The following is an 18,037-nucleotide window of genomic DNA, read 5'->3' as shown; positions in this document are numbered from 1 at the left end:
TCGAAAGAAGGCTCGATCATGTCGAACTCGACCAGCGCCGCGCTGCCCACCACCACCCGGGAGATCCACCTGGCCGCCCGGCCGGACGGCGCTCCCGTCGCCACCGATTTCGCCCTGGTCGAGCGCCCGCTGCCCGAGCTCGCCGACGGCCAGATCCTGGTCCGCAACACCTGGATGTCGGTCGACCCGTACATGCGCGGCCGGATGGACGACAAGGAGTCCTACATCCCGCCGTTCGAACTCGGTGCGGCACTGGACGGTTCGGCCGTCGGCGAGGTGATCGCCTCGCGCTCGGCCGAGATCGCGGTGGGCGCCACAGTCTCGCACTTCGCGGGCTGGCGGGAGCACGCGGTCGTCGACGCGGCCACCGCGACGCCGATCGACCCGGAACTGGCCGCGCCGCAGCAGTTCCTGAGCGTGCTCGGCACGACCGGCCTGACCGCCTACGCCGCGCTCACCGATGTCGCCCCGGTGCGCCCCGGCGACACGGTGTTCGTCTCGGCCGCGGCGGGCGCGGTCGGCAGCGTCGCGGGGCAGCTCGCCAAGGCGCTCGGGGCGAAGCGGGTGATCGGCTCGGCGGGCGGGCCGGCGAAGACCAGGACGCTGCTCGACGAGTTCGGTTTCGACGCCGCCATCGACTACCGCGCGGGCGATCTCGGCGGGCAGCTCGCCGCGGCCGCGCCCGACGGCGTCGACGTCTACCTCGACAGCGTCGGCGGCGAGCACCTGAAGGTCGCCATCGAGGCGCTCAACCAGCACGGCCGGATCGCGCTGGTCGGCGCGATCAGCGGCTACAACGGCGCGGGCGCCCAGCAGATCCCGGACCTCTACCTGGCCGCGACGAAGGAGGCGACCCTGCGCGGCATGCTGGTGACCAGCTACTTCCCGCTCTTCGGCGAGTACATCGGCAAGGCGGCGGGCTGGCTGGCCGACGGGACCCTGCGCACGACCGAGACCGTCTACGAGGGCCTCGACCAGGCTCCCGCCGCCTTCCTCGGCGTCCTCACCGGCGCCAACACCGGCAAGATGCTGGTGCGCCTGGGCTGAGCCGGCGCGAGATCACTCAGGGACGTCAGTCGCGCCAGACCTGCCCCGCGACTCTGGCGAAGTTGCCGCCGAAGATCGCGGCGCGCTCCCCGGCGTGGAACCCCCGGTCGGCCAGCAGCTCGTCGAGGCCGGGGGCACCGGATTCACCGAGCAGGTCCTCCGGGGGAACCCACTGGAGCGGGCCCCATTTCGTGTACGACTCGGAGAAGGCGCCGGGGTTGGCGCGGATCTCGTCGTTGAACTCCTGGCCGTCGAAGGAGTAGTCCGAGCCGACGCCGATGTGGTCGAGCCCGACCAGATCGACGCCGTAGCGGATGTGGTCGGCCATCGCGGCGAGGCGGGCGGCGTGGTCGCCGGGGGCGTTGTGGCCCAGGAAGATTCCGACACCGTTGATGCCGATCACGCCGCCGGTCTCGGCGCAGGCGCGGGCCTGATCGTCGGTGATATTGCGCGGATGTTCCCACAGGGCGGCGAAATTGGAGTGGCTGTAGATCATCGGGACGGCGGTGCGGGTCGCGATGTCGAGGCCGGTGCGGCGCGAGCAGTGCGAGCCGTCGGCGAACATGCCGACCTCGTTCAGCTTGCGCACCAGGTCTTTTCCGTAGCCGGTGAGGCCGGTGTCGGCGGTGTCGAGGCAGCCGCAGCCCGCCGCGTTGGCGTGGTTGTAGCTCGGCAGCAGCGAGCGAACGCCGAGCCGGTAGAACAGCTCCACATTGTCGAGATCGCCGCCGAGCGGGCCGGAGTCCTCCAGGTCGAAGGCCAGCGCGATCGCGTCGTCGGCGCCGATGTCGGCGCGGCGCTCGACCAGCCTGAAGCGTGGATCGGCCGCCGCCTGGTCACGGAACCGGTGCACCAGTTCCAGCGAATCCGCGGTGGTCTGGGCCGAATACCCGACATTGACCGAGAGATACGACCCGAGCGGATACCGGGCGAGTTCGCCGATGCGCGCCGTGTGATGCAACGGCAGACAGCAGTGCTGCTCCCACAGGAAGGGCGCCATATTCACCTCCGGTCGTTGTTCGTGACCTGCGATCCTACGTTTCGCAACACAGCCGGAACCGTAGCGACGCTAACGCGATGTCTGATTAGTCCGATTAATCAGTACCTTCCTCCCACTGCCCGAAGGCGGTGCGACATGCGTCGCTTCCTCGTCCTGTTCACCACGCTCGCGGCCTGCGCGAGCCTGTGGACCCTCCCAGCTGCCGCCGCCCCGTCCTCCTGCGGCGTCACCTGGGGCTCGCTCGACAAGTCGAGCGCGAACTACTCCACCGCGACCGTCGGGGCTGTCCGGTCCGGCCGCCACGACTGCTTCGACCGGCTCGTCATCGATCTGTCGGGCCCGCTGGCCGGCTACCGCGTCGGCTACGTCGACACCGTGACGATGGACGGCTCCGGCGCCACCGTCCCGTTGCGCGGCGGCGCGTACCTCCAGGTGATGGTGCAGGCCCCGGCCTACGACGGCGCGGGCAACAGCACCTACCGCCCGGCCGACCGCACCGAACTCGTCGACGTGCGCGGCTACCCGACCTTCCGCCAGGCATCCTGGGCGGGCTCGTTCGAGGGCCAGACCACCCTCGGCCTCGGTGTCCGCGCCCGGCTGCCGTTCCGGGTCACCACCCTCGACGGTCCGGCGCGCGTGGTGATCGACGTCGCCCACGCCTGGTGACGGCGCTCCACCGGCCGGGCGAGCACCCCGGGCGGTGAGCTGGCCGAGGATGCGATCGGCCACATCGGCAACAATGTGGGGATGAGCGGCGTTGAGCAGGACGTGACGGATCCCTATCTCTGGCTCGAGGATGTGACCGACGAGGCCGCGCTGGACTGGGCGCGGGCCCGCAACGAGGTCGTGGCGCGGCGGTTCGCGGCGACGGAGCGCTTCACCGCGCTCGAGCAACGCGTCCTCGCGATGCTCGACGACGACACCAAGATCGCCTACCCCGGTCGGCGCGGACCCTGGCTGTACAACTTCTGGCGCGACGCCGAGCACCAGCGTGGCCTGTGGCGCCGGACCACCTTCGAGTCCTACGCGACCGATGACCCCGAGTGGGACGTGCTGATCGATGTCGACGCGCTCGCCGAGGCCGACGGTGAGAACTGGGTCTGGTCGGGCGCTGCGGTCCTGCGGCCCAGCCAGGAGCGCGCCATCATCCACCTATCCCGGGGCGGCGCCGACGCGACCGTCGAGCGTGAATTCGACCTGACGACAAGGGAATTCATCGCACCGGAGGACGGCGGGTTCTACCTGCCGGAGGCCAAGTCCCGGATCGGCTGGATCGACGCCGATACCGTCTATGTGGGAACCGATTTCGGCCCCGGCTCGCTCACCGATTCCGGGTACCCGCGCATCGCCAAGCGCTGGCAACGCGGCACCGAGTTGTCCGCGGCGGAGACGGTGTACGAGGGGAAGCCGGGCGATGTCTCGATCAGCGCCGGCTACGATCGCCACCCCGGCTACGAGCGACACTATCTGCACCGGTCGACGGACTTCTTCAACAGTGAGGTGTCCCTGCTCGACGACGGCGAGTGGCGGTTGATCGAAACGCCGACCGACGCCGACGTCGACTGGTACCGCGACTGGCTCCTGGTGCGCCTGAAGACCGCCTGGACACCGGGCGCGATCACCTACCCGCCCGGCGCCCTGCTGGTCACCGACGTGAACGACTTCCTCGCCGGCGCACGCGAATTCGAGGTGCTGTTCACCCCGGACCCGCACACCTCGCTGGAGACGTGGGGCTGGACCGAGAACCACCTGATCCTCACCACCCTGCGCGATGTGCAGACCGGGCTGCGCGTGCTCACGCCCGGACCCGACGGCTGGACCAGCGCCGAACTCGCCGACTCCCCCGCCATGTCCTCCACGTCGGTGAACAACCTCGACCCGCTCGAGGGCGGCGACGAATTCATGCTCACCACCACCGGTTTCACCACGCCGACAACACTGCTCAGCAGTGCCATCGGCGATCAGGCCACCGTACTCAAGCAGGCGCCCGGCTACTTCGACGCCACCGGCATCGAGACCGAGCAGTTCTTCGCGACCTCCGACGATGGAACGGCCGTGCCCTACTTCGTGATTCGTCACCGTGACCGTCGCGGCACGCCCGGACCGACGATCATGGACGGCTACGGCGGATTCGAGGTTTCGCGGACCCCGGTGTACCTGGGCGCCCCGGGGATGGCCTGGCTCGAGAAGGGCGGCACCTTCGTTTTGGCCAATATCCGTGGTGGCGGTGAATACGGACCCGAATGGCACACCGCCGCGCTGAAAGAGCACCGGCACCGGGCATTCGAGGATTTCGCGGCGATCGCGCGGGATCTGGTGGACCGCGGGATCACCACACCGGACCGGCTCGGCGCCAAGGGCGGCAGCAACGGCGGCCTGCTGATGGGCGTGATGCTCACCCGCTACCCGGAACTGTTCGGCGCGATCGTGTGCCAGGTGCCGCTGCTGGACATGCGGCGCTACCACCTGCTGCTGGCAGGCGCGTCCTGGGTGGCCGAGTACGGCGACCCGGACAAGCCCGAGGAATGGGCCTACATCAGCGAGTACTCGCCCTACCAGAACACCGACACCGACCGGCAGTACCCGCCGATCCTGCTCGCCACCTCCACCCGCGACGACCGCGTGCACCCCGGGCACGCGCGAAAGATGGCGGCGCTGCTGGAATCCCAGGACCGCACCGTCTGGTACTACGAGAACATCGAGGGCGGGCACGGCGGCGCGGCCGACAACAAGCAATCGGCCTTCCTGTCCGCACTGGTCTACGAGTTCTTCACGCAGATGCTGATGGAGGGCAGGCGCTCGGCGTAGGCGCTAGCGGTCGCGCAGCCACTTCTCGACGACGTCGACCGTGGAATCCGGATTGGTGATCCAGCCGTTGTGCCCCAGCGCTTCCGGCTGGAACCACCGGGTCACCGGCGCCGCGGGCAGTTTGCTCAGCAGGTGGTCGGCGGAGGTCTGCGGGGCCAGGTCGTCGCCGGCCACGGTGATCGACAGGACCGGGAACTTCAGCCGCGAGATCCGTTCCTCGTAGTCGATATCGGCGCCGACGGGCACGAAGCGCCCGGTCCGGGCCAGCCGCGCCCAGTCCGACATGAGCACCTTGGACTGCCTGCCGTAGGCACGGCGGCCGAACATGTCGCCCGGCCAGAAACCGGCCAGATTCGAGGCGACCGCCACCGCGGCCGTGCCGACCAGCACGCCGGGACCGAACACCCCGCGATAGCCGCGGAAGTAGGGGGTGCCGGAGGCGACCAGGATCAGCCCGGCGATCCGGCCGCGCGCCCTGGCCGCGTACAGGACGGCGAGCTGCCCACCCATGCTGTGCCCGAGCAGGTACGGCGTGCTCCCGGGGAACCGGTCGCGCACGGCCTGCAGCATCGCCGGGAAGTCGACGGCGGCCAGTTCGTGGTAGCCGTAGGCGCTCTCGGCGTCCGGGCGGTGGGTGCTGTCACCGTTGCCGCGCAACTCGCCGATGGCCACGTCGAAGCCGCGCTGGGCCAGCCGGTCGCCGAAGTATTCGTAGAACTCCCCTGGCACGGCGAGGCCGGGCACGATGACGACGACCGGCCGCGGCGCGTCCGGGGTCACCGGATGTCGATGCGGGCCACGGGCCGGGATGAGCCGCACGGGCAGGGTGGTGCCGTCGGGCACCTGGATCGGGACGACCTCGACCCGGGGCATCAGGCCCCTACCGCACCGAGGATCACCCGGCTCAGCACTTGGATCACGTCGTCGAGCGGCGGCCGCGGCTCGGAGCCGCTCCAGCCGTCGACGACATAGTTGACCGCGCCGATGATCGCCAGCACGCGCAGCTCGTAGTCACCGGAGGGGATCTCGCCGTGCATGGCGGCGTCCTCGGCGGCACTGGCCAGCAGCGAGCCCCACACCCGGCGTAGCTCCAGCCGGAACTTCTCCACCTTGGGACCCGCGCCGACCACCTCGACGAGCGCCACCCGCGCCTTGCGCGGATCGGCGCCGATCGCCTCGACGTAGGCGCGCACGGCGGCGTCGATCTGCTCGAGCACCGTCGCGTCGGTCTTCGCTTCGAGAGCAGTGGCGACCGCTTCGCGCGATTGCCGATCGATCTGCTCGTACAGTTCCAACAGCAGCGACTCGCGGCCGGTGAACTCCTCGTAGAACTGACGGGACGAGAGTCCCGCGTCCTTACAGATGGCACCGACCGAACTGTTGGCGTACCCGTCGCGCGCGAAGACCGTCAGGCCTGACTCCAGAAAACGCGCACGCCGCTGGCGTTGCCGGTCCTCTACGGGTTGCCCGGCATACATTCGTCCCGTATTCGCATCCTGTGACATTGTCGCTGACAATACCGAAGGGCCCGATCCCCTCGTCATGGATCGGGCCCTTCGGCCGCCCTTCCGGCTTACCGCGCGTTAGCCGAAAGTTGGCTACAGTCCGCTCAGTTGCCCGAGGCCTGCGCAGAACCGGTGCTGAGCGAGCTGGTGAGCAGGCCGAGCAGCAGGCTCAGGATGTTGCCGTCAGAGCTGTCATCGGTGATGTTGTAAAGCATGTGTCACTCCAAGTTGGTGCTTTGTGACTACGTTGTCACTGGCCATTTGCCGTCTCGGACGATACCGAGGCAAATGTGAACAGGGAGTGTTTTAGAGGAATTCTCTAGAACTTTTTTGTCGCTTGGCACAAGCCCCAGGAACTTCCGGCTCACCCATCGATCCGGACCGTCGCCCCGCCGCCGCGCATCGTCGGCGCGCTGGGACAACCAGAATGTGAAACGGGATTGTACCGACGCGCGGCAGTCGCAGCCGCCGAACCGCGAAGTACTCGCCGTCGCCGCGCTCGAATTCGGCAGCGCGGCCGCGACCTTCGCCGCTTCGCGGGTACGTGGCGGCGAGGGGCTTGCCGAGGTCGGTCGGGCGAACCATCCTTACCGGATGAGCGAGAAGCCGCCGGAGGTCGAGACATTCGTCGGATCGGCGCGCGAGTACTGCGCGGTCGTCGAAGGGCTCGGCGGCGAATGGGAGCCGGCGGCACTGGCACGGGCGCTCGTGCCGGTGCTGGCCGGGCTCGTCGCCGCCGGTTGCGCGCTACCGCAGGTGGAACCGACCTCCACCGCGGTGCCGGATTTCATCAGCCGCGACCGGTGGTTCGAGCGGTTCGAGCGGCTGAGCGAAGTCCTCGGCCGCACCGATCACTACTGGTCGAATCTCGACCTGACCACCGAAGCTCCGGTGAGTGCGGGCTCGCTGGCCGACGACCTGACCGACATCTGGCGCGACCTGCGCCACGGTCTCGACGCGCTCGACACCGGATCGAATTGGCGTGACGTGGTATTCGAGTGGCGGCTGTCCTTCATCGCGCACTGGGGCAGGCACGCGGTCGACGCGCTGCGTCCGCTGCACGCCGCCCTGCGCGCCGACCTCCTCCGGAAATAGGCGCCGCCCCCTGGCATGCTCTCCCGCATGACCGCGAACGAGGACGACGACACCGACTACGTGCGGGTGGTGTTCCGACTGCCGGAGGACCCCGCGGGCTGGCACGCGTTCAGCACGGAGCGGATGTGGGCGGTGCGGCTCGACGAGCGGCGGGTTCGGCTGGACAACATCCCTTTTCACGCGCGGGCCGTCGCGCTCGGCGATGTGGTCGCGGTCGAGGCGGACGACGAGGGTGTGCTGTGGGCCGGTGAGGTGCTCGAGCCGTCGGGGAACTGCACGATCCGGGTCATCCCGGCCGAGGGGTGTCTGCGCGCCGAGGTCCGTCAAGCCGTGCTCGACGCCTTCGAGCCGCTCGGCGTCGAGGGCGAGGGCAGCGGCACCGGCCTGGTCGCCCTGAACGTCCCCGCGAGCAGCGACCTCGAGGAGACCAAAGCCACCCTCGCCCAGGGCCACGCCGACGGCCTGTGGATCTACGACATCGGCGCGGCCACCGAGCAATGGCGCACCGCCACACCGGCACTCGCCGACAACAACCCCAGCGACCCACCCCCGGCGTCCTACGGCCTCGCCTTCCCCGCCGACCTCGCCGCCTTCGTCTACAACACCGTCGCCACCGGCGAGTGCCCCGCGCTGGTCGTCGTCCGCGACCCCGACGGCGAATGGATCATCGGCGACGGCTCCGACGCTCCCCTCGCCGCCGACACCGCCACCGTCCTCCCCATCCAGCACGTCACCGACACCGACTCGTCCGTCCTCGAACTGGCCGCCCTCCCACCGGCCAAACTCGCCTGGCGCGACCACCCCACCGACCCCTGGACCATCGAGGACTTCACCTACACCGACGAGGACACCGACCACCCGGAGTAGCGGCGGAGTCTCGTCGACCGGGCTCGAACCGGCGTCCACCCGGTCCGAGCCGGGCGCTCTACCACTGAGCTACGACGAGACCTCCGCTTGTGCTGTCGACCGGGCTCGAACCGGCGTCCGCCCGGTTAGGAGCCGGGTGCTCTACCGCTGAGCTACGACAGCTCCGCGATCGTGCCCCATCAGAGGTGCGGGTGTCCACCGGATTCCGCCGACAGTTCGGCGGCGTAGCCGGCCTTGACCGGCTTGCCGCTGAACGCGCCCGCGCTGCGAAGCAGCATGGCCCACAGCGGATCCGCGACTTCGACGCCGTGCACCAGCTCCGGCGTCGGGCGGAAGGTGCCGACCCGGCCCGGTGGTTTCGGTGCCGTCCAGCCACCACGCTCCGGATCGACCGCGGCGGCCGCGCAGGCCGCGCGGACGTCGGCCGCGGTGCAGGCGGCCCGGCCCGCGAGCACCTCCCACGGCAGTGGCAACGCCGCCCAGACCCGGGTATCCGGGTGCGGGCCGGATCCGGCCGCACTGTGCCACGCCGCCAGGTCTCCCGCGATCAGCATCATCGCCTTGCCGGGACAGACGGTGTCCAGCAGACCGGTGGCGCCACTCGCCGCGAGGCAGGACAGCCAGGCGGCGCGGGCCGCGTTGTACGCACCGCACAGCAGATTCCAGGTCGAGGAGTCGTTGCCGCGGCGGACCACCATGCCCTGCCGGTCGAATTCGCTGGAGTTCCAGACCTTTTCCAGCATCTCGGCCGTCGCGCGGAGCACGGCGGACCACCGGCCGACCAGCATGCCCCGTTGTTCGTCGGTGAGGCGGTCGAGCACCTCCGGCGTCGCGTAGGCCTGGGCGATCATCCACCAGTCGGTGTCGTCGTTTCCGCGGCAGCGGGCGAACAGGAGCTCGGCGACCTCGTCGAACGGATTCGCACGACCCTCCAGGGTGAACTCCCGGCGGAGCTTGCGCTTGGCCGTGTAGTAGGCGACGAAACAGGCCGCGTTCGGGTCGGCCCGGAACCGGTCGAGCGTGAGTTCCGCGGCGAACCCGGCGCGCGCCCGCACCGCGAGCTGCCTCTTGCGCCGCTCGGCCGCCAGCTTCTCCGCCTTGGCGGTCAGCCTGGTCAGCGCCCGGAATCGGCGGTTGTACTGGCGCTTGGAGACGTCCATGCCGGCGTCCGCACGCTGCTGCCGGTTGAGCCGATCGGCCAGGAAGTCGGTGCGTCGCGGGTCGAATCCGATCTCGGTACCGATCGACTCGGCGAAGGCCAGGAGCGAGGCCGGGGTGTCGGCATCGACCTTCGCGGTGACATCGAAGAGCCTGCTGGTCGCCGCGACCTGGTGCGCGCCACCGACCGGACGCGCGAAATCCTCGGTCATGGAACTCAATCCGTCCCACCTCCGCGCCGCCCCCGCGACCCCGGCCAGCCGAGCGTGCTCATCGCTGCGCAGATCCCGTTTCAGGCAGTACAACGCGAGCCGCGCCACACTCTCCGGCCGGTACCGCGCGTCCAACGACCGATGCAACTCGACCAGCGCCTCATCCCGCCCCATCGTCATGCGGTCGATCATCACAAGTCCCGACGTCGCGCTGCAACGCCAATTCGGCGGGTAGGTGGTCGATCATCGTTATGGTTGCAACGACCACTACCGTGGTGGCAGGATGGCCCGCACATGATGCGGGATATGGATAGTGCTCGGGACAGCCTCGAAGGGTTGTCGGTGGGAGATGCGTTGGGGGCGCAGTTCTTCGTGCCCGGTCGGTCGGTGGCCGAGCTGATGAGTGGGCGGGTGCCCGCTGGGCCGTGGGAGTGGACCGATGACACCGAGATGGCGTGTTCGGTGTTCACCGAGATCAGGGCGCGGGGGCGGATCGATCGGGACGCGCTGGCGGCCGTGTTCGCCGATCGGTGTGAACCGTATCGGGGGTACAGCGGTGGGACAGTTGTCGTGCTGCATCAGATTCGGGATGGTCGGCCGTGGCCGGAGGCTGCGGGGGCACTGTTCGACGGGCGGGGGTCGTGGGGGAACGGTGCGGCGATGCGGGTGGGGCCGCTCGGGGCGTATTTCGCCGGTGACCTCGATCGGGCGGCGGCGGAGGCGGCGTCGGCGGCCGAGGTGACGCATCGACACCCCGAGGCGATCGTGGGAGCGATGGTTGTCGCGGTGGCCGCGAGCTGGGCGGCGGCGAGTCGCGGCACGGACCGCGCGCCGGAGGAACTCCTGGCGGCGGTCGAGCCGTACCTCATTCCCGGGCGGACGGCGAATGGGGTGCGTCGCGCCGGGGAACTACTCGGGCGGTCGATCGCCGAGGCCGCGTACGAGCTGGGCAACGGCGCGCAGGTGAGCGCGCAGGACACGGTGCCGTTCACACTGTGGGTGGCGGCGAGCCACCTCGACGACTATCCGGCCGCGATCACCGCGTGCGTCGCAGCCGGTGGTGACGCGGATACCACCGCGGCGATCGTCGGCGGAATCGTGGCCGCGCGCACGGGGATCGGGACGCCGGGCGGTGTGCCCGAGGACTGGCGGGCAGCCAGGGAAGCGCTGCCGGCCTGGGTGGGTGAAGGCGCGATGTGACGACGCCCGCACAGGCCAGGGGCGAGCTGCGGAAAATCCGACCGGGGGCGGGGGCTTCGCGGGTCGACGATGCCTATGCTGTGCGTGACAGACCGTCACACCCATCCCGGAGGCACCGTTGCCGAACAATCTCGAAGCCAGCATCGACATCGCCGCAGCGCCGGAGAAAGTGTGGTCGATCCTGGCCGACCTGCGCCGCGTCTCCGAACTCAGCCCGACGACGCTCAAGATGATCGCCCTCGGCGGCGTCCGTGACGGCGCGTTCACCGTCAACGTCAACAAGGTCGGCTGGAAGATCTACCCGACCACCTCGCGCATCGTGACCTTCGAGCCGAACAAGTCCTTCGCGTTCCGGATGAACGAGAACCGCACGGTGTGGCGCTACGACCTCGTGCCCACCGCCACCGGCACCCGGGTGGTGGAGACCCGCACCGTCGATGCCAAGGGCCTGCCCGGCTGGCTGCGCGGGACCATCAAGGTGGCGATGGGCGGCGAGCAGAAGTTCGAGGCCGACCTGGTCGCCGGAATGCGGGAGACGCTGAGCAAGGTCAAGGCCGCCGCGGAGCGCTGACCCGCACGACACCCAGAGAGCCCGCCGGATGATCCGGCGGGCTCTTCGTCGTTCCCGGGGTCAGAGGTCGGCGCGGATCTCGTCGAGCGCCTCCGCCGTGCGGGTGAGCAGGGCCGTGACCGCGGCCAGTTCCGCGGCGGTGAACCGCGCGGCGAGGTCGCGTTCCACCGCGACGGCGCGGACGTCGGCGGCCGCGGTCACCTCCCGGCCCGCTTCGGTCAGCCGGGTCTCCAGCACGTTCTTGTGCCACTCGTGCGGTGTCCGCTCGACCAGGCCGCGGTCCTGCAGGTTGGTCAGCACGGTGTTCATGGTCGGCGGCGTCACCCCGGCCAGCCGTGCCAGCGCCGCGGCGGAGATGCCGGGGTTCTCGGCCAGGTGCAGCAGGGCGCTGTACTGCGGAACGGTCAGCCCGGCCGGCTTCAGCGCGGCGGTCTTCGCCGCGATCAGGGACTGCTCGGCGCGCTTGATATACGTGCCGAGCCTCTCGGCGGCGGGCATGGACGTCATGGGTGCATGCTATCCGCCCATCATCTCGTAATGCCCTTGACGATCATTAGAACTCTAACTTACATTCCTGCCTATTACTTGATGTCTGGCATTACATCACTGAGAGGCTTCATCATGATCAGGACCAGCGCCACCCTCGCCCTGGCCGTCGCCTGCCTGTCCCTCATCGCGTGCGGCACCGCCGCCACACCCCGGCTGAGCACCGCTTACGAGCTGCCCGGCAGCGCCGTCTATCCCGAGGGCATCGCGGTGGACGCGCGCTCCGGTGACAGCTATGTGGGCTCGTTCGCCGACGGCGCCGTCTATCGGGCCACCCCGGGCGCGACGCGAGCGGAGGTGTTCCTGCCCGCGGGCGCCGACGGCCGCAAGACCACCAACGGCCTGCGGGTCGACCGGAACGGCAGGCTGTGGGTGATCGATTCGAGCGCCGGCGTCGCCGTGTACGACACCGGGTCGCGCGCGCTGCTGGCCTCGTTCGCGGTGCCGGACAGCGCGCCACGATTCGTCAACGATCTCGACTTCGGCGCCGACGGCACCGCCTACCTGACCGACAGCTTGCGCAATGTCGTCTACCGGGTGAGCCCGGACCGGGTATCGAAGGGCAGCGGGGACTTGGACATCGGTTACGACCTGAGCCCGGTACTCGGTCCGCGCGATCCGCAGGTCTACGAGCTGAACGGCATCGTCGCCGATCCAGCGGACGGGTACCTGCTGGTCGTCGCGATGTCGGCGGGCGAGCTGTACCGGATCGATCCGAGCGGCGCCGAGCCGATCCGCAAGGTCGCGCTGACCGGTAGCGACGTCCGCCACGGCGACGGCATGGAACTGCGCGACGGCACCCTGTGGGTGGTCCACAACACCGAGAACACCCTCAGCCGGTGGACCGTCGCCGACCACGGTGCCACCGCGACGCGCGTCGCCGAATTCCACGATCCCGCACTGGCTGTCCCCACCACGATGGCGCACGTCGGCGATCGGGCGCTGGTCGTGTCGTCGCAGTTCGACAAGGGCGGACCGCTGGGCAGCGCCGGAACGCCGGGGACCTTCGTGGTGACGGCGGTCGACGGGTTCTGATCAGGTCTCGGCGACGAATTCCCGCAGTACCGCGACGAATTCGTCCGGCTGCTCGACCTGCGGGGAGTGCCCTGCGTGTTCGACCAGGTGGGTGCGCGCGCCCGCCGCGGCGTAGCGGTCCAGGGTGGCGGTGCTGTCCTAGAGGTGGTCGTGGCGGCCGTGGATCGCCAGGACCGGCAGGTCGAGGGCGGCGGCCCGAGCGTCGAGGGGACGCGCGGCGAGGTCGTCGCCCCGGGGACCGGCGGCGTAGGCCAGGCCGGCGGGCACGGCCGCGCGGAAGTCGCGCACCACCGCGTCGGCCAGGCCGGGCGCGGAGTCGTAGCGGAAGCGCGGCGCGAACGCCGTCCGGTTCGCCAGCCGGACCACCAGGGCCGGTGTCCAGCGCTGCGCCAGCCGGACCGTCCACGGGCGGACCACCCAGGTCGCCACCGCCGGGATCGCGGCGATGCGGTAGTCCGGCGCCTGGCCGACGACCACCGCCCTGGCCACCCGCGGGGAGACCGCGGCGAGTTCGAGGGCGATCTCGGCCCCGAACGAGTGCCCGACCACCGTGACCCGGTCGAGGTCCAGCTCGTCGAGGAGTTCGACGAGCGGCGCGGTCCGGACGGCGGCCGTGAAATCACCGGAGCCGGCGCCCTGATCGTGGACGTCGACGCGGATCACCCGGTACTCGCGCGCCAGCCGCTCGGCCACCGCCGCGAACCAATCGACCGAGCCGGGGATGCCGTGCACGAGCACGATCGCCGGGCCGGTCCGGGGGCCTTCGTCCAGAAACAGCACCTGTCCAGACTATCGAGACCGATCGGTTCGATCCCTGCCCCGTTCAGTCAGCGTGGCGCATCCTGCGCTCGGCGCGGGCCATCATGCGCGGGACCAGTCTGCGGTGCCCGATGCCGACGATCGTGAAATACAGCCGCCCCAGCGGATTTCGGTAGCGCACCAGCGTGGCGAGGGTGACGTGGCCATCGACGACGCGGACCGAGGCGACGAAGTCCAGCATCGGCATCGACTTGCCGGTCAGGTGTTCGGTCGGCGACACCGCCTGCTCGGGAAAGGCGTTGCGGCCGAAGATCGCCCGGGTCCAGGCCGCCGGGTCGGTGGTGGCGCCGGGCGGCACGTCGACGGAGTAGGCATCGGCGTAGTCGGGGTCGGGGATGGCCGCCTCGGCCAGCGGCGCCGCGGTGACGATCGGCATGGTCAACCTCCATACTGTCCCGTATGGATTCGACCATACGGTAGCGTATGTGAATGCCGCAAGAGGGGAACGCGAAGTCGGCGGGGCGCCGGCTCACCGCCGACGACTGGGCACAGGCCGCGCTCGAAGCCCTCGGCGAGGGCGGCCTGGCCGCGGTCGCGGTCGAGCCGCTGGCGAAGCGCCTCGGCGCGACCAAGGGCAGCTTCTACTGGCACTTCAAGGACCGGGCCGCGCTGGTCGACGCCGTTCTCGCACAGTGGGAGCGGCGCGGCACGCAGGACGTCATCGACGAGCTCGATCGATTGCCAGGGCCCGCCGAACGATTGCAGCAGCTGTTCACCCATGTCATCGACTACGCCGCGCACGGCAGGGAAGATCTCGCGCTGCTCGCTTCGGTGGATCAGCCCGCCGTCGCCGCCGCGATGCGCCGGGTCGCCGAACGCCGGATCGCCTACGTCGCCGCGCAATTGCGGCTGCTCGGGGTGCCCGATCCGCAGGCGGCCACCCGCGCGGCGGTCGCCGTCAGCATCTATCACGGGTTCAATCAGCTGGCCAGGGTCGCGCCGGGGACGCTGCCCGCCACCGACGAACTGGTCGACGCCGTGCTGCTCCGGCTGCTCGATCCGGCGGCGCCGAATCAGTCCGATTGACAGCGCGTTCACCCCGCGTAGCAGCCGATTTCGGGATCGGGGCGATGATTGTCGATGCACCAGTGGCGGTATTCGGCCTCGTCGAATACGCTTCGCCGCGGATGAAAACGCCTCATGGAGGGACGAGTGATCACTCCGAACAGGGCGGAGGACGTAGCCGAAGCCCGGCATACCGTGCCGTTGACACAGCTGATACACCTGATGGCGGAGTATCAGCACCTCGGCGCGCACCGTGACACCTTCCTCGCGACCCCGGCCGACGACACGTTCGTGCGCGGCTGCGGCATCGTCGCGGGGAGCATCGCCACCATCGGCGTCATCTGCACGGCTGTCGGCGCCTGGCAGGGTGGCGTCGCGCTGCTGACGATCGCCGCGGTCCCGGTGCTGCTGGCGTTCCGCCGCGGAATCCTCAACCGGCAGAACCGCGCCGCCCGCATCGACCTGTTCGACCACGGCGTCACCGTCTACCGCTCCGGCCAGCGCGTCGCCGGATTCCGCTGGGACAGCACCGAAGTCCGCCAGCAGATGATCCCGTTCCACGACACCATGCCGGTGTCGTACTACCTGGAACTCAGCGGCCCCGGCGGCGTCGAGGCCACCGTCGACGAGGAGGGCTTCGCCCGCGCCCGCGAATGGGCCAGGGCCATCCAATCCGCCGTCACCGCAACCCAACTCCCCGCCGCCGTCACCGCCATCGACAACGGCGACACCGTCGCCTTCGGCGAGCTCGCCCTCTCCCTCGACGCCCTCACCTACAACGGCGAGGCCTTCCCCTGGGAGAACATCCAGCTCATCGACGCCCGCAGCGGTCACATCCGCATCAAACTCGCCGGCATGTGGATCTCCCTGACCCCCGTCAGCACCATCCCCAACTTCTACATCTTCAACGAACTCGCCGAAAGACTGCGATTGACCCCGGTGGGGTGAGGGCTTCCCCGCACCACCGGATTACCGAGCCGGGTCCTTCTTCGCCAGGTCGATCAGCGCGGAGCAGCCTGCCCACAGCAGGACTGCGCCGATCGCGACCTTGACCCCGTCGATCACATTGTTGAAGAACTTCACGTCGGTGTAGTTCGCACCGGATTTCGACATCGAGCAGCCGTCGCCGGGGTTCATGTCGTAGCTGGAGAAGTCCAGGACGAAGACGTTCCAGGTGTGGCAGGTGACCACGTCGTTGCGCAGGCCGAGCAGGCCCGACACGATGAACCAGCCGCAGATGATCCCCATCAGGACGCAGAACACCCAGTACTTGCGGACCGTACGGACGATCGTCGTCGTCATCTCCCCCACACCCCCGAGGCTAGCCGACCCGCCCGCGCGTGGCCTGCTCCGGACAGGCCGAAGGCCGGTTCACTCGGGGAGTGGACCGGCCTTCGGTGACTTGCGGGAACTAGTGATCCGGGGGGATCAGAAGTCCATGCCGCCCATGCCGCCGGTCGGGTCGCCCGCGGGGGCGGCCTTCTCCGGCTTGTCGGCGACGACGGCCTCGGTGGTGAGGAACAAGGCCGCGATGGAGGCCGCGTTCTGCAGGGCCGAACGGGTGACCTTGACCGGGTCGGCAACGCCGGCGGCCAGCAGGTTCTCGTAGACGCCGGAGTCGGCGTTCAGGCCTTCGCCCTCGGGGAGGTTGGAGACCTTCTCGGCGACGACGCCGGGCTCGAGGCCGGCGTTGAAGGCGATCTGCTTCAGCGGGGCCGACAGCGCGACACGCACGATGTTGACACCGGTGGCCTCGTCGGCCGACAGGCCGCTGAAGCCGTCCAGCGCGGGGGCGGCCTGGAGCAGGGCCACGCCACCACCGGCGACGATGCCCTCTTCGACGGCAGCCTTGGCGTTGCGCACGGCATCTTCGATGCGGTGCTTGCGCTCCTTGAGCTCGACCTCGGTGGCGGCACCGGCCTTGATCACCGCGACACCGCCGGCCAGCTTGGCCAGGCGCTCCTGCAGCTTCTCACGGTCGTAGTCCGAGTCCGAGTTCTCGATCTCGGTGCGGATCTGCGCCACGCGGCCCTTGATGGCCTCCGCGTCGCCCGCGCCCTCGACGATGGTGGTCTCGTCCTTGGTGACGACGACCTTGCGGGCCTGGCCCAGCAGCTCCAGACCGGCGGTCTCCAGGGAGAGGCCGACCTCTTCGCTGATGACCTCGCCACCGGTCAGGATGGCGATGTCGGCGAGCTGCGCCTTGCGACGGTCACCGAAGCCCGGGGCCTTGACGGCGACGGACTTGAAGGTGCCACGGATCTTGTTCACGACCAGGGTCGACAGGGCCTCGCCCTCGACGTCCTCGGCGATGATCAGCAGCGGCTTGCCGGCCTGGATGACCTTCTCCAGCAGCGGCAGCAGGTCCTTGACGGTCGAGATCTTCGACGACACCAGCAGGATGTACGGATCCTCGAGGACCGCTTCCTGACGCTCGGGGTCGGTCACGAAGTAACCGGAGATGTAGCCCTTGTCGAAGCGCATGCCCTCGGTGAGCTCCAGCTGGAGACCGAAGGTGTTGCTCTCCTCGACGGTGATGACGCCTTCCTTGCCGACCTTGTCCATGGCCTCGGCGATGAGCTCACCGATGGACGCGTCGCCGGCCGAGATACCGGCGGTGGCAGCGATCTGCTCCTTGGTCTCGACCTCCTTGGCGGTGTCGAGCAGCTTGGCGGTGACGGCCTCGACGGCCTTCTCGATGCCGCGCTTCAGGCCCAGCGGGTTGGCGCCGGCCGCGACGTTGCGCAGGCCCTCACGCACGAGCGCCTGGGCGAGCACGGTGGCGGTGGTCGTACCGTCGCCGGCGACGTCATCCGTCTTCTTGGCGACTTCCTTGACCAGCTCGGCGCCGATCTTCTCGTACGGGTCCTCGAGGTCGATCTCCTTGGCGATGGACACACCATCGTTGGTGATCGTGGGGGCGCCCCACTTCTTCTCGAGCACGACGTTGCGACCCTTCGGGCCCAGCGTCACCTTGACAGCGTCGGCGAGGGCGTTCAGACCCCGCTCGAGACCGCGACGGGCCTCTTCGTCGTACGCAATTGTCTTGGCCATTGCGTTGAGATCCTCCACATGTCTATGGCTGACACACGAGACGACCACAGGTTGGATCGCCCCAAAGTACGCTGGCCAGGTGCGGTGCCCGCGACGGACGACCGAGGGTGTCGAT

At 69.5% G+C, this 18,037-nt stretch carries 19 protein-coding genes and 2 tRNA genes; 10 read left to right on the top strand and 11 right to left on the bottom strand.

Features of this window, described 5'->3' with window-relative positions; all coding sequences use genetic code 11:
* Positions 1-18 precede the first annotated feature (18 nt).
* Positions 19-1,047 carry an NADP-dependent oxidoreductase gene (locus ACFYWJ_RS07955; protein ID WP_355274293.1) on the top strand — a complete coding sequence of 343 codons (1,029 nt, stop codon included), beginning with the start codon at positions 19-21 and terminating at the stop codon, positions 1,045-1,047.
* Positions 1,048-1,072: 25 nt separating this feature from the next.
* On the opposite strand, the gene ACFYWJ_RS07950 is transcribed toward ACFYWJ_RS07955, so the two are convergent.
* Complete coding sequence (locus tag ACFYWJ_RS07950; protein WP_355274296.1) at positions 1,073-2,047, bottom strand: membrane dipeptidase; 975 nt, start codon at positions 2,045-2,047, stop codon at positions 1,073-1,075.
* Between the two features lie 135 nt (positions 2,048-2,182).
* On the opposite strand from ACFYWJ_RS07950, the gene ACFYWJ_RS07945 reads away from it, so the two are divergent.
* Both ACFYWJ_RS07945 and ACFYWJ_RS07940 read left to right on the top strand, forming a co-directional pair.
* Positions 2,183-2,713 carry a hypothetical protein gene (locus ACFYWJ_RS07945; RefSeq protein WP_355274298.1) on the top strand — a complete coding sequence of 177 codons (531 nt, stop codon included), beginning with the start codon at positions 2,183-2,185 and terminating at the stop codon, positions 2,711-2,713.
* Between the two features lie 81 nt (positions 2,714-2,794).
* The gene (locus ACFYWJ_RS07940; RefSeq protein ID WP_355274300.1) at positions 2,795-4,855 is read left to right on the top strand and encodes a prolyl oligopeptidase family serine peptidase; all 2,061 of its coding nucleotides are present in this window, start codon (positions 2,795-2,797) and stop codon (positions 4,853-4,855) included.
* A gap of 3 nt (positions 4,856-4,858) precedes the next feature.
* Here ACFYWJ_RS07940 and ACFYWJ_RS07935 read toward each other — a convergent pair whose 3' ends face one another.
* Together ACFYWJ_RS07935 and ACFYWJ_RS07930 are read right to left on the bottom strand one after the other, a co-directional pair.
* Positions 4,859-5,728 (bottom strand): alpha/beta fold hydrolase, encoded by an 870-nt coding sequence (locus ACFYWJ_RS07935; RefSeq protein ID WP_355274302.1) that lies wholly within the window; start codon positions 5,726-5,728, stop codon positions 4,859-4,861.
* On the bottom strand, positions 5,728-6,333 hold the full coding sequence (locus ACFYWJ_RS07930; protein ID WP_355274303.1) for a TetR/AcrR family transcriptional regulator: 606 nt from the start codon (positions 6,331-6,333) through the stop codon (positions 5,728-5,730). The genes ACFYWJ_RS07935 and ACFYWJ_RS07930 overlap by 1 nt, the downstream gene beginning before the upstream one ends.
* Positions 6,334-6,690: 357 nt before the next feature.
* Between ACFYWJ_RS07930 and ACFYWJ_RS07925 the strand changes: the two genes are divergently transcribed.
* Together ACFYWJ_RS07925 and ACFYWJ_RS07920 are read left to right on the top strand one after the other, a co-directional pair.
* The gene (locus tag ACFYWJ_RS07925) at positions 6,691-7,455 is read left to right on the top strand and encodes a DUF5063 domain-containing protein (RefSeq protein WP_387208161.1); all 765 of its coding nucleotides are present in this window, start codon (positions 6,691-6,693) and stop codon (positions 7,453-7,455) included.
* A 27-nt stretch (positions 7,456-7,482) separates the two neighbouring features.
* The gene (locus tag ACFYWJ_RS07920; RefSeq protein WP_355274307.1) at positions 7,483-8,322 is read left to right on the top strand and encodes a DUF4265 domain-containing protein; all 840 of its coding nucleotides are present in this window, start codon (positions 7,483-7,485) and stop codon (positions 8,320-8,322) included.
* Positions 8,323-8,330: 8 nt separating this feature from the next.
* On the opposite strand, the gene ACFYWJ_RS07915 is transcribed toward ACFYWJ_RS07920, so the two are convergent.
* From ACFYWJ_RS07915 to ACFYWJ_RS07905, 3 genes are all read right to left on the bottom strand, one after another.
* Positions 8,331-8,401, bottom strand: a tRNA-OTHER gene (locus ACFYWJ_RS07915).
* 11 nt (positions 8,402-8,412) lie between these two features.
* Positions 8,413-8,484: transfer RNA gene (locus tag ACFYWJ_RS07910), tRNA-Arg, on the bottom strand.
* 17 nt (positions 8,485-8,501) lie between these two features.
* A complete protein-coding gene (locus tag ACFYWJ_RS07905; RefSeq protein WP_355274309.1) occupies positions 8,502-9,692 on the bottom strand; it encodes a hypothetical protein in 1,191 nt (396 codons plus the stop codon).
* A gap of 294 nt (positions 9,693-9,986) precedes the next feature.
* Here ACFYWJ_RS07905 and ACFYWJ_RS07900 point away from each other — a divergent pair, with 294 nt between their 5' ends.
* Positions 9,987-10,892 (top strand): ADP-ribosylglycohydrolase family protein, encoded by a 906-nt coding sequence (locus ACFYWJ_RS07900; protein WP_387161432.1) that lies wholly within the window; start codon positions 9,987-9,989, stop codon positions 10,890-10,892.
* Positions 10,893-11,010: 118 nt separating this feature from the next.
* Positions 11,011-11,463 (top strand): SRPBCC family protein, encoded by a 453-nt coding sequence (locus ACFYWJ_RS07895; protein ID WP_355274313.1) that lies wholly within the window; start codon positions 11,011-11,013, stop codon positions 11,461-11,463.
* Positions 11,464-11,523: 60 nt separating this feature from the next.
* Here the strand turns inward: ACFYWJ_RS07895 and ACFYWJ_RS07890 are convergent, their stop codons facing one another.
* Positions 11,524-11,970, bottom strand: a complete 447-nt coding sequence (locus ACFYWJ_RS07890) for a MarR family transcriptional regulator (RefSeq protein WP_355274315.1) — start codon at positions 11,968-11,970, stop codon at positions 11,524-11,526.
* Between the two features lie 114 nt (positions 11,971-12,084).
* Between ACFYWJ_RS07890 and ACFYWJ_RS07885 the strand changes: the two genes are divergently transcribed.
* Positions 12,085-13,044 carry a superoxide dismutase gene (locus ACFYWJ_RS07885; protein WP_355274318.1) on the top strand — a complete coding sequence of 320 codons (960 nt, stop codon included), beginning with the start codon at positions 12,085-12,087 and terminating at the stop codon, positions 13,042-13,044.
* A 138-nt stretch (positions 13,045-13,182) separates the two neighbouring features.
* Here the strand turns inward: ACFYWJ_RS07885 and ACFYWJ_RS07880 are convergent, their stop codons facing one another.
* Positions 13,183-13,824: an alpha/beta fold hydrolase gene (locus ACFYWJ_RS07880; protein WP_355274321.1), complete on the bottom strand. Its 642-nt coding sequence runs from the start codon at positions 13,822-13,824 to the stop codon at positions 13,183-13,185.
* Positions 13,825-13,867: 43 nt separating this feature from the next.
* Positions 13,868-14,239 carry a hypothetical protein gene (locus ACFYWJ_RS07875; RefSeq protein ID WP_355274324.1) on the bottom strand — a complete coding sequence of 124 codons (372 nt, stop codon included), beginning with the start codon at positions 14,237-14,239 and terminating at the stop codon, positions 13,868-13,870.
* A 53-nt stretch (positions 14,240-14,292) separates the two neighbouring features.
* On the opposite strand from ACFYWJ_RS07875, the gene ACFYWJ_RS07870 reads away from it, so the two are divergent.
* Together ACFYWJ_RS07870 and ACFYWJ_RS07865 are read left to right on the top strand one after the other, a co-directional pair.
* A complete protein-coding gene (locus ACFYWJ_RS07870) occupies positions 14,293-14,889 on the top strand; it encodes a TetR/AcrR family transcriptional regulator (protein ID WP_355274327.1) in 597 nt (198 codons plus the stop codon).
* 201 nt (positions 14,890-15,090) lie between these two features.
* Complete coding sequence (locus ACFYWJ_RS07865) at positions 15,091-15,816, top strand: DUF6585 family protein (protein WP_387208158.1); 726 nt, start codon at positions 15,091-15,093, stop codon at positions 15,814-15,816.
* Positions 15,817-15,837: 21 nt separating this feature from the next.
* Here ACFYWJ_RS07865 and ACFYWJ_RS07860 read toward each other — a convergent pair whose 3' ends face one another.
* Both ACFYWJ_RS07860 and groL read right to left on the bottom strand, forming a co-directional pair.
* Complete coding sequence (locus ACFYWJ_RS07860; RefSeq protein WP_355274329.1) at positions 15,838-16,170, bottom strand: hypothetical protein; 333 nt, start codon at positions 16,168-16,170, stop codon at positions 15,838-15,840.
* Between the two features lie 126 nt (positions 16,171-16,296).
* Positions 16,297-17,922, bottom strand: a complete 1,626-nt coding sequence (gene groL / locus ACFYWJ_RS07855) for a chaperonin GroEL (RefSeq protein ID WP_355274330.1) — start codon at positions 17,920-17,922, stop codon at positions 16,297-16,299.
* Positions 17,923-18,037 lie beyond the last annotated feature (115 nt).

The sequence above is a fragment of the Nocardia sp. NPDC003269 genome, from assembly GCF_042888005.1.
Classification (GTDB): Bacteria; Actinomycetota; Actinomycetes; order Mycobacteriales; family Mycobacteriaceae; genus Nocardia.
Note: the sequence above shows the minus strand (reverse complement) of the source record. Positions and strands in the feature narration are given on the sequence as shown.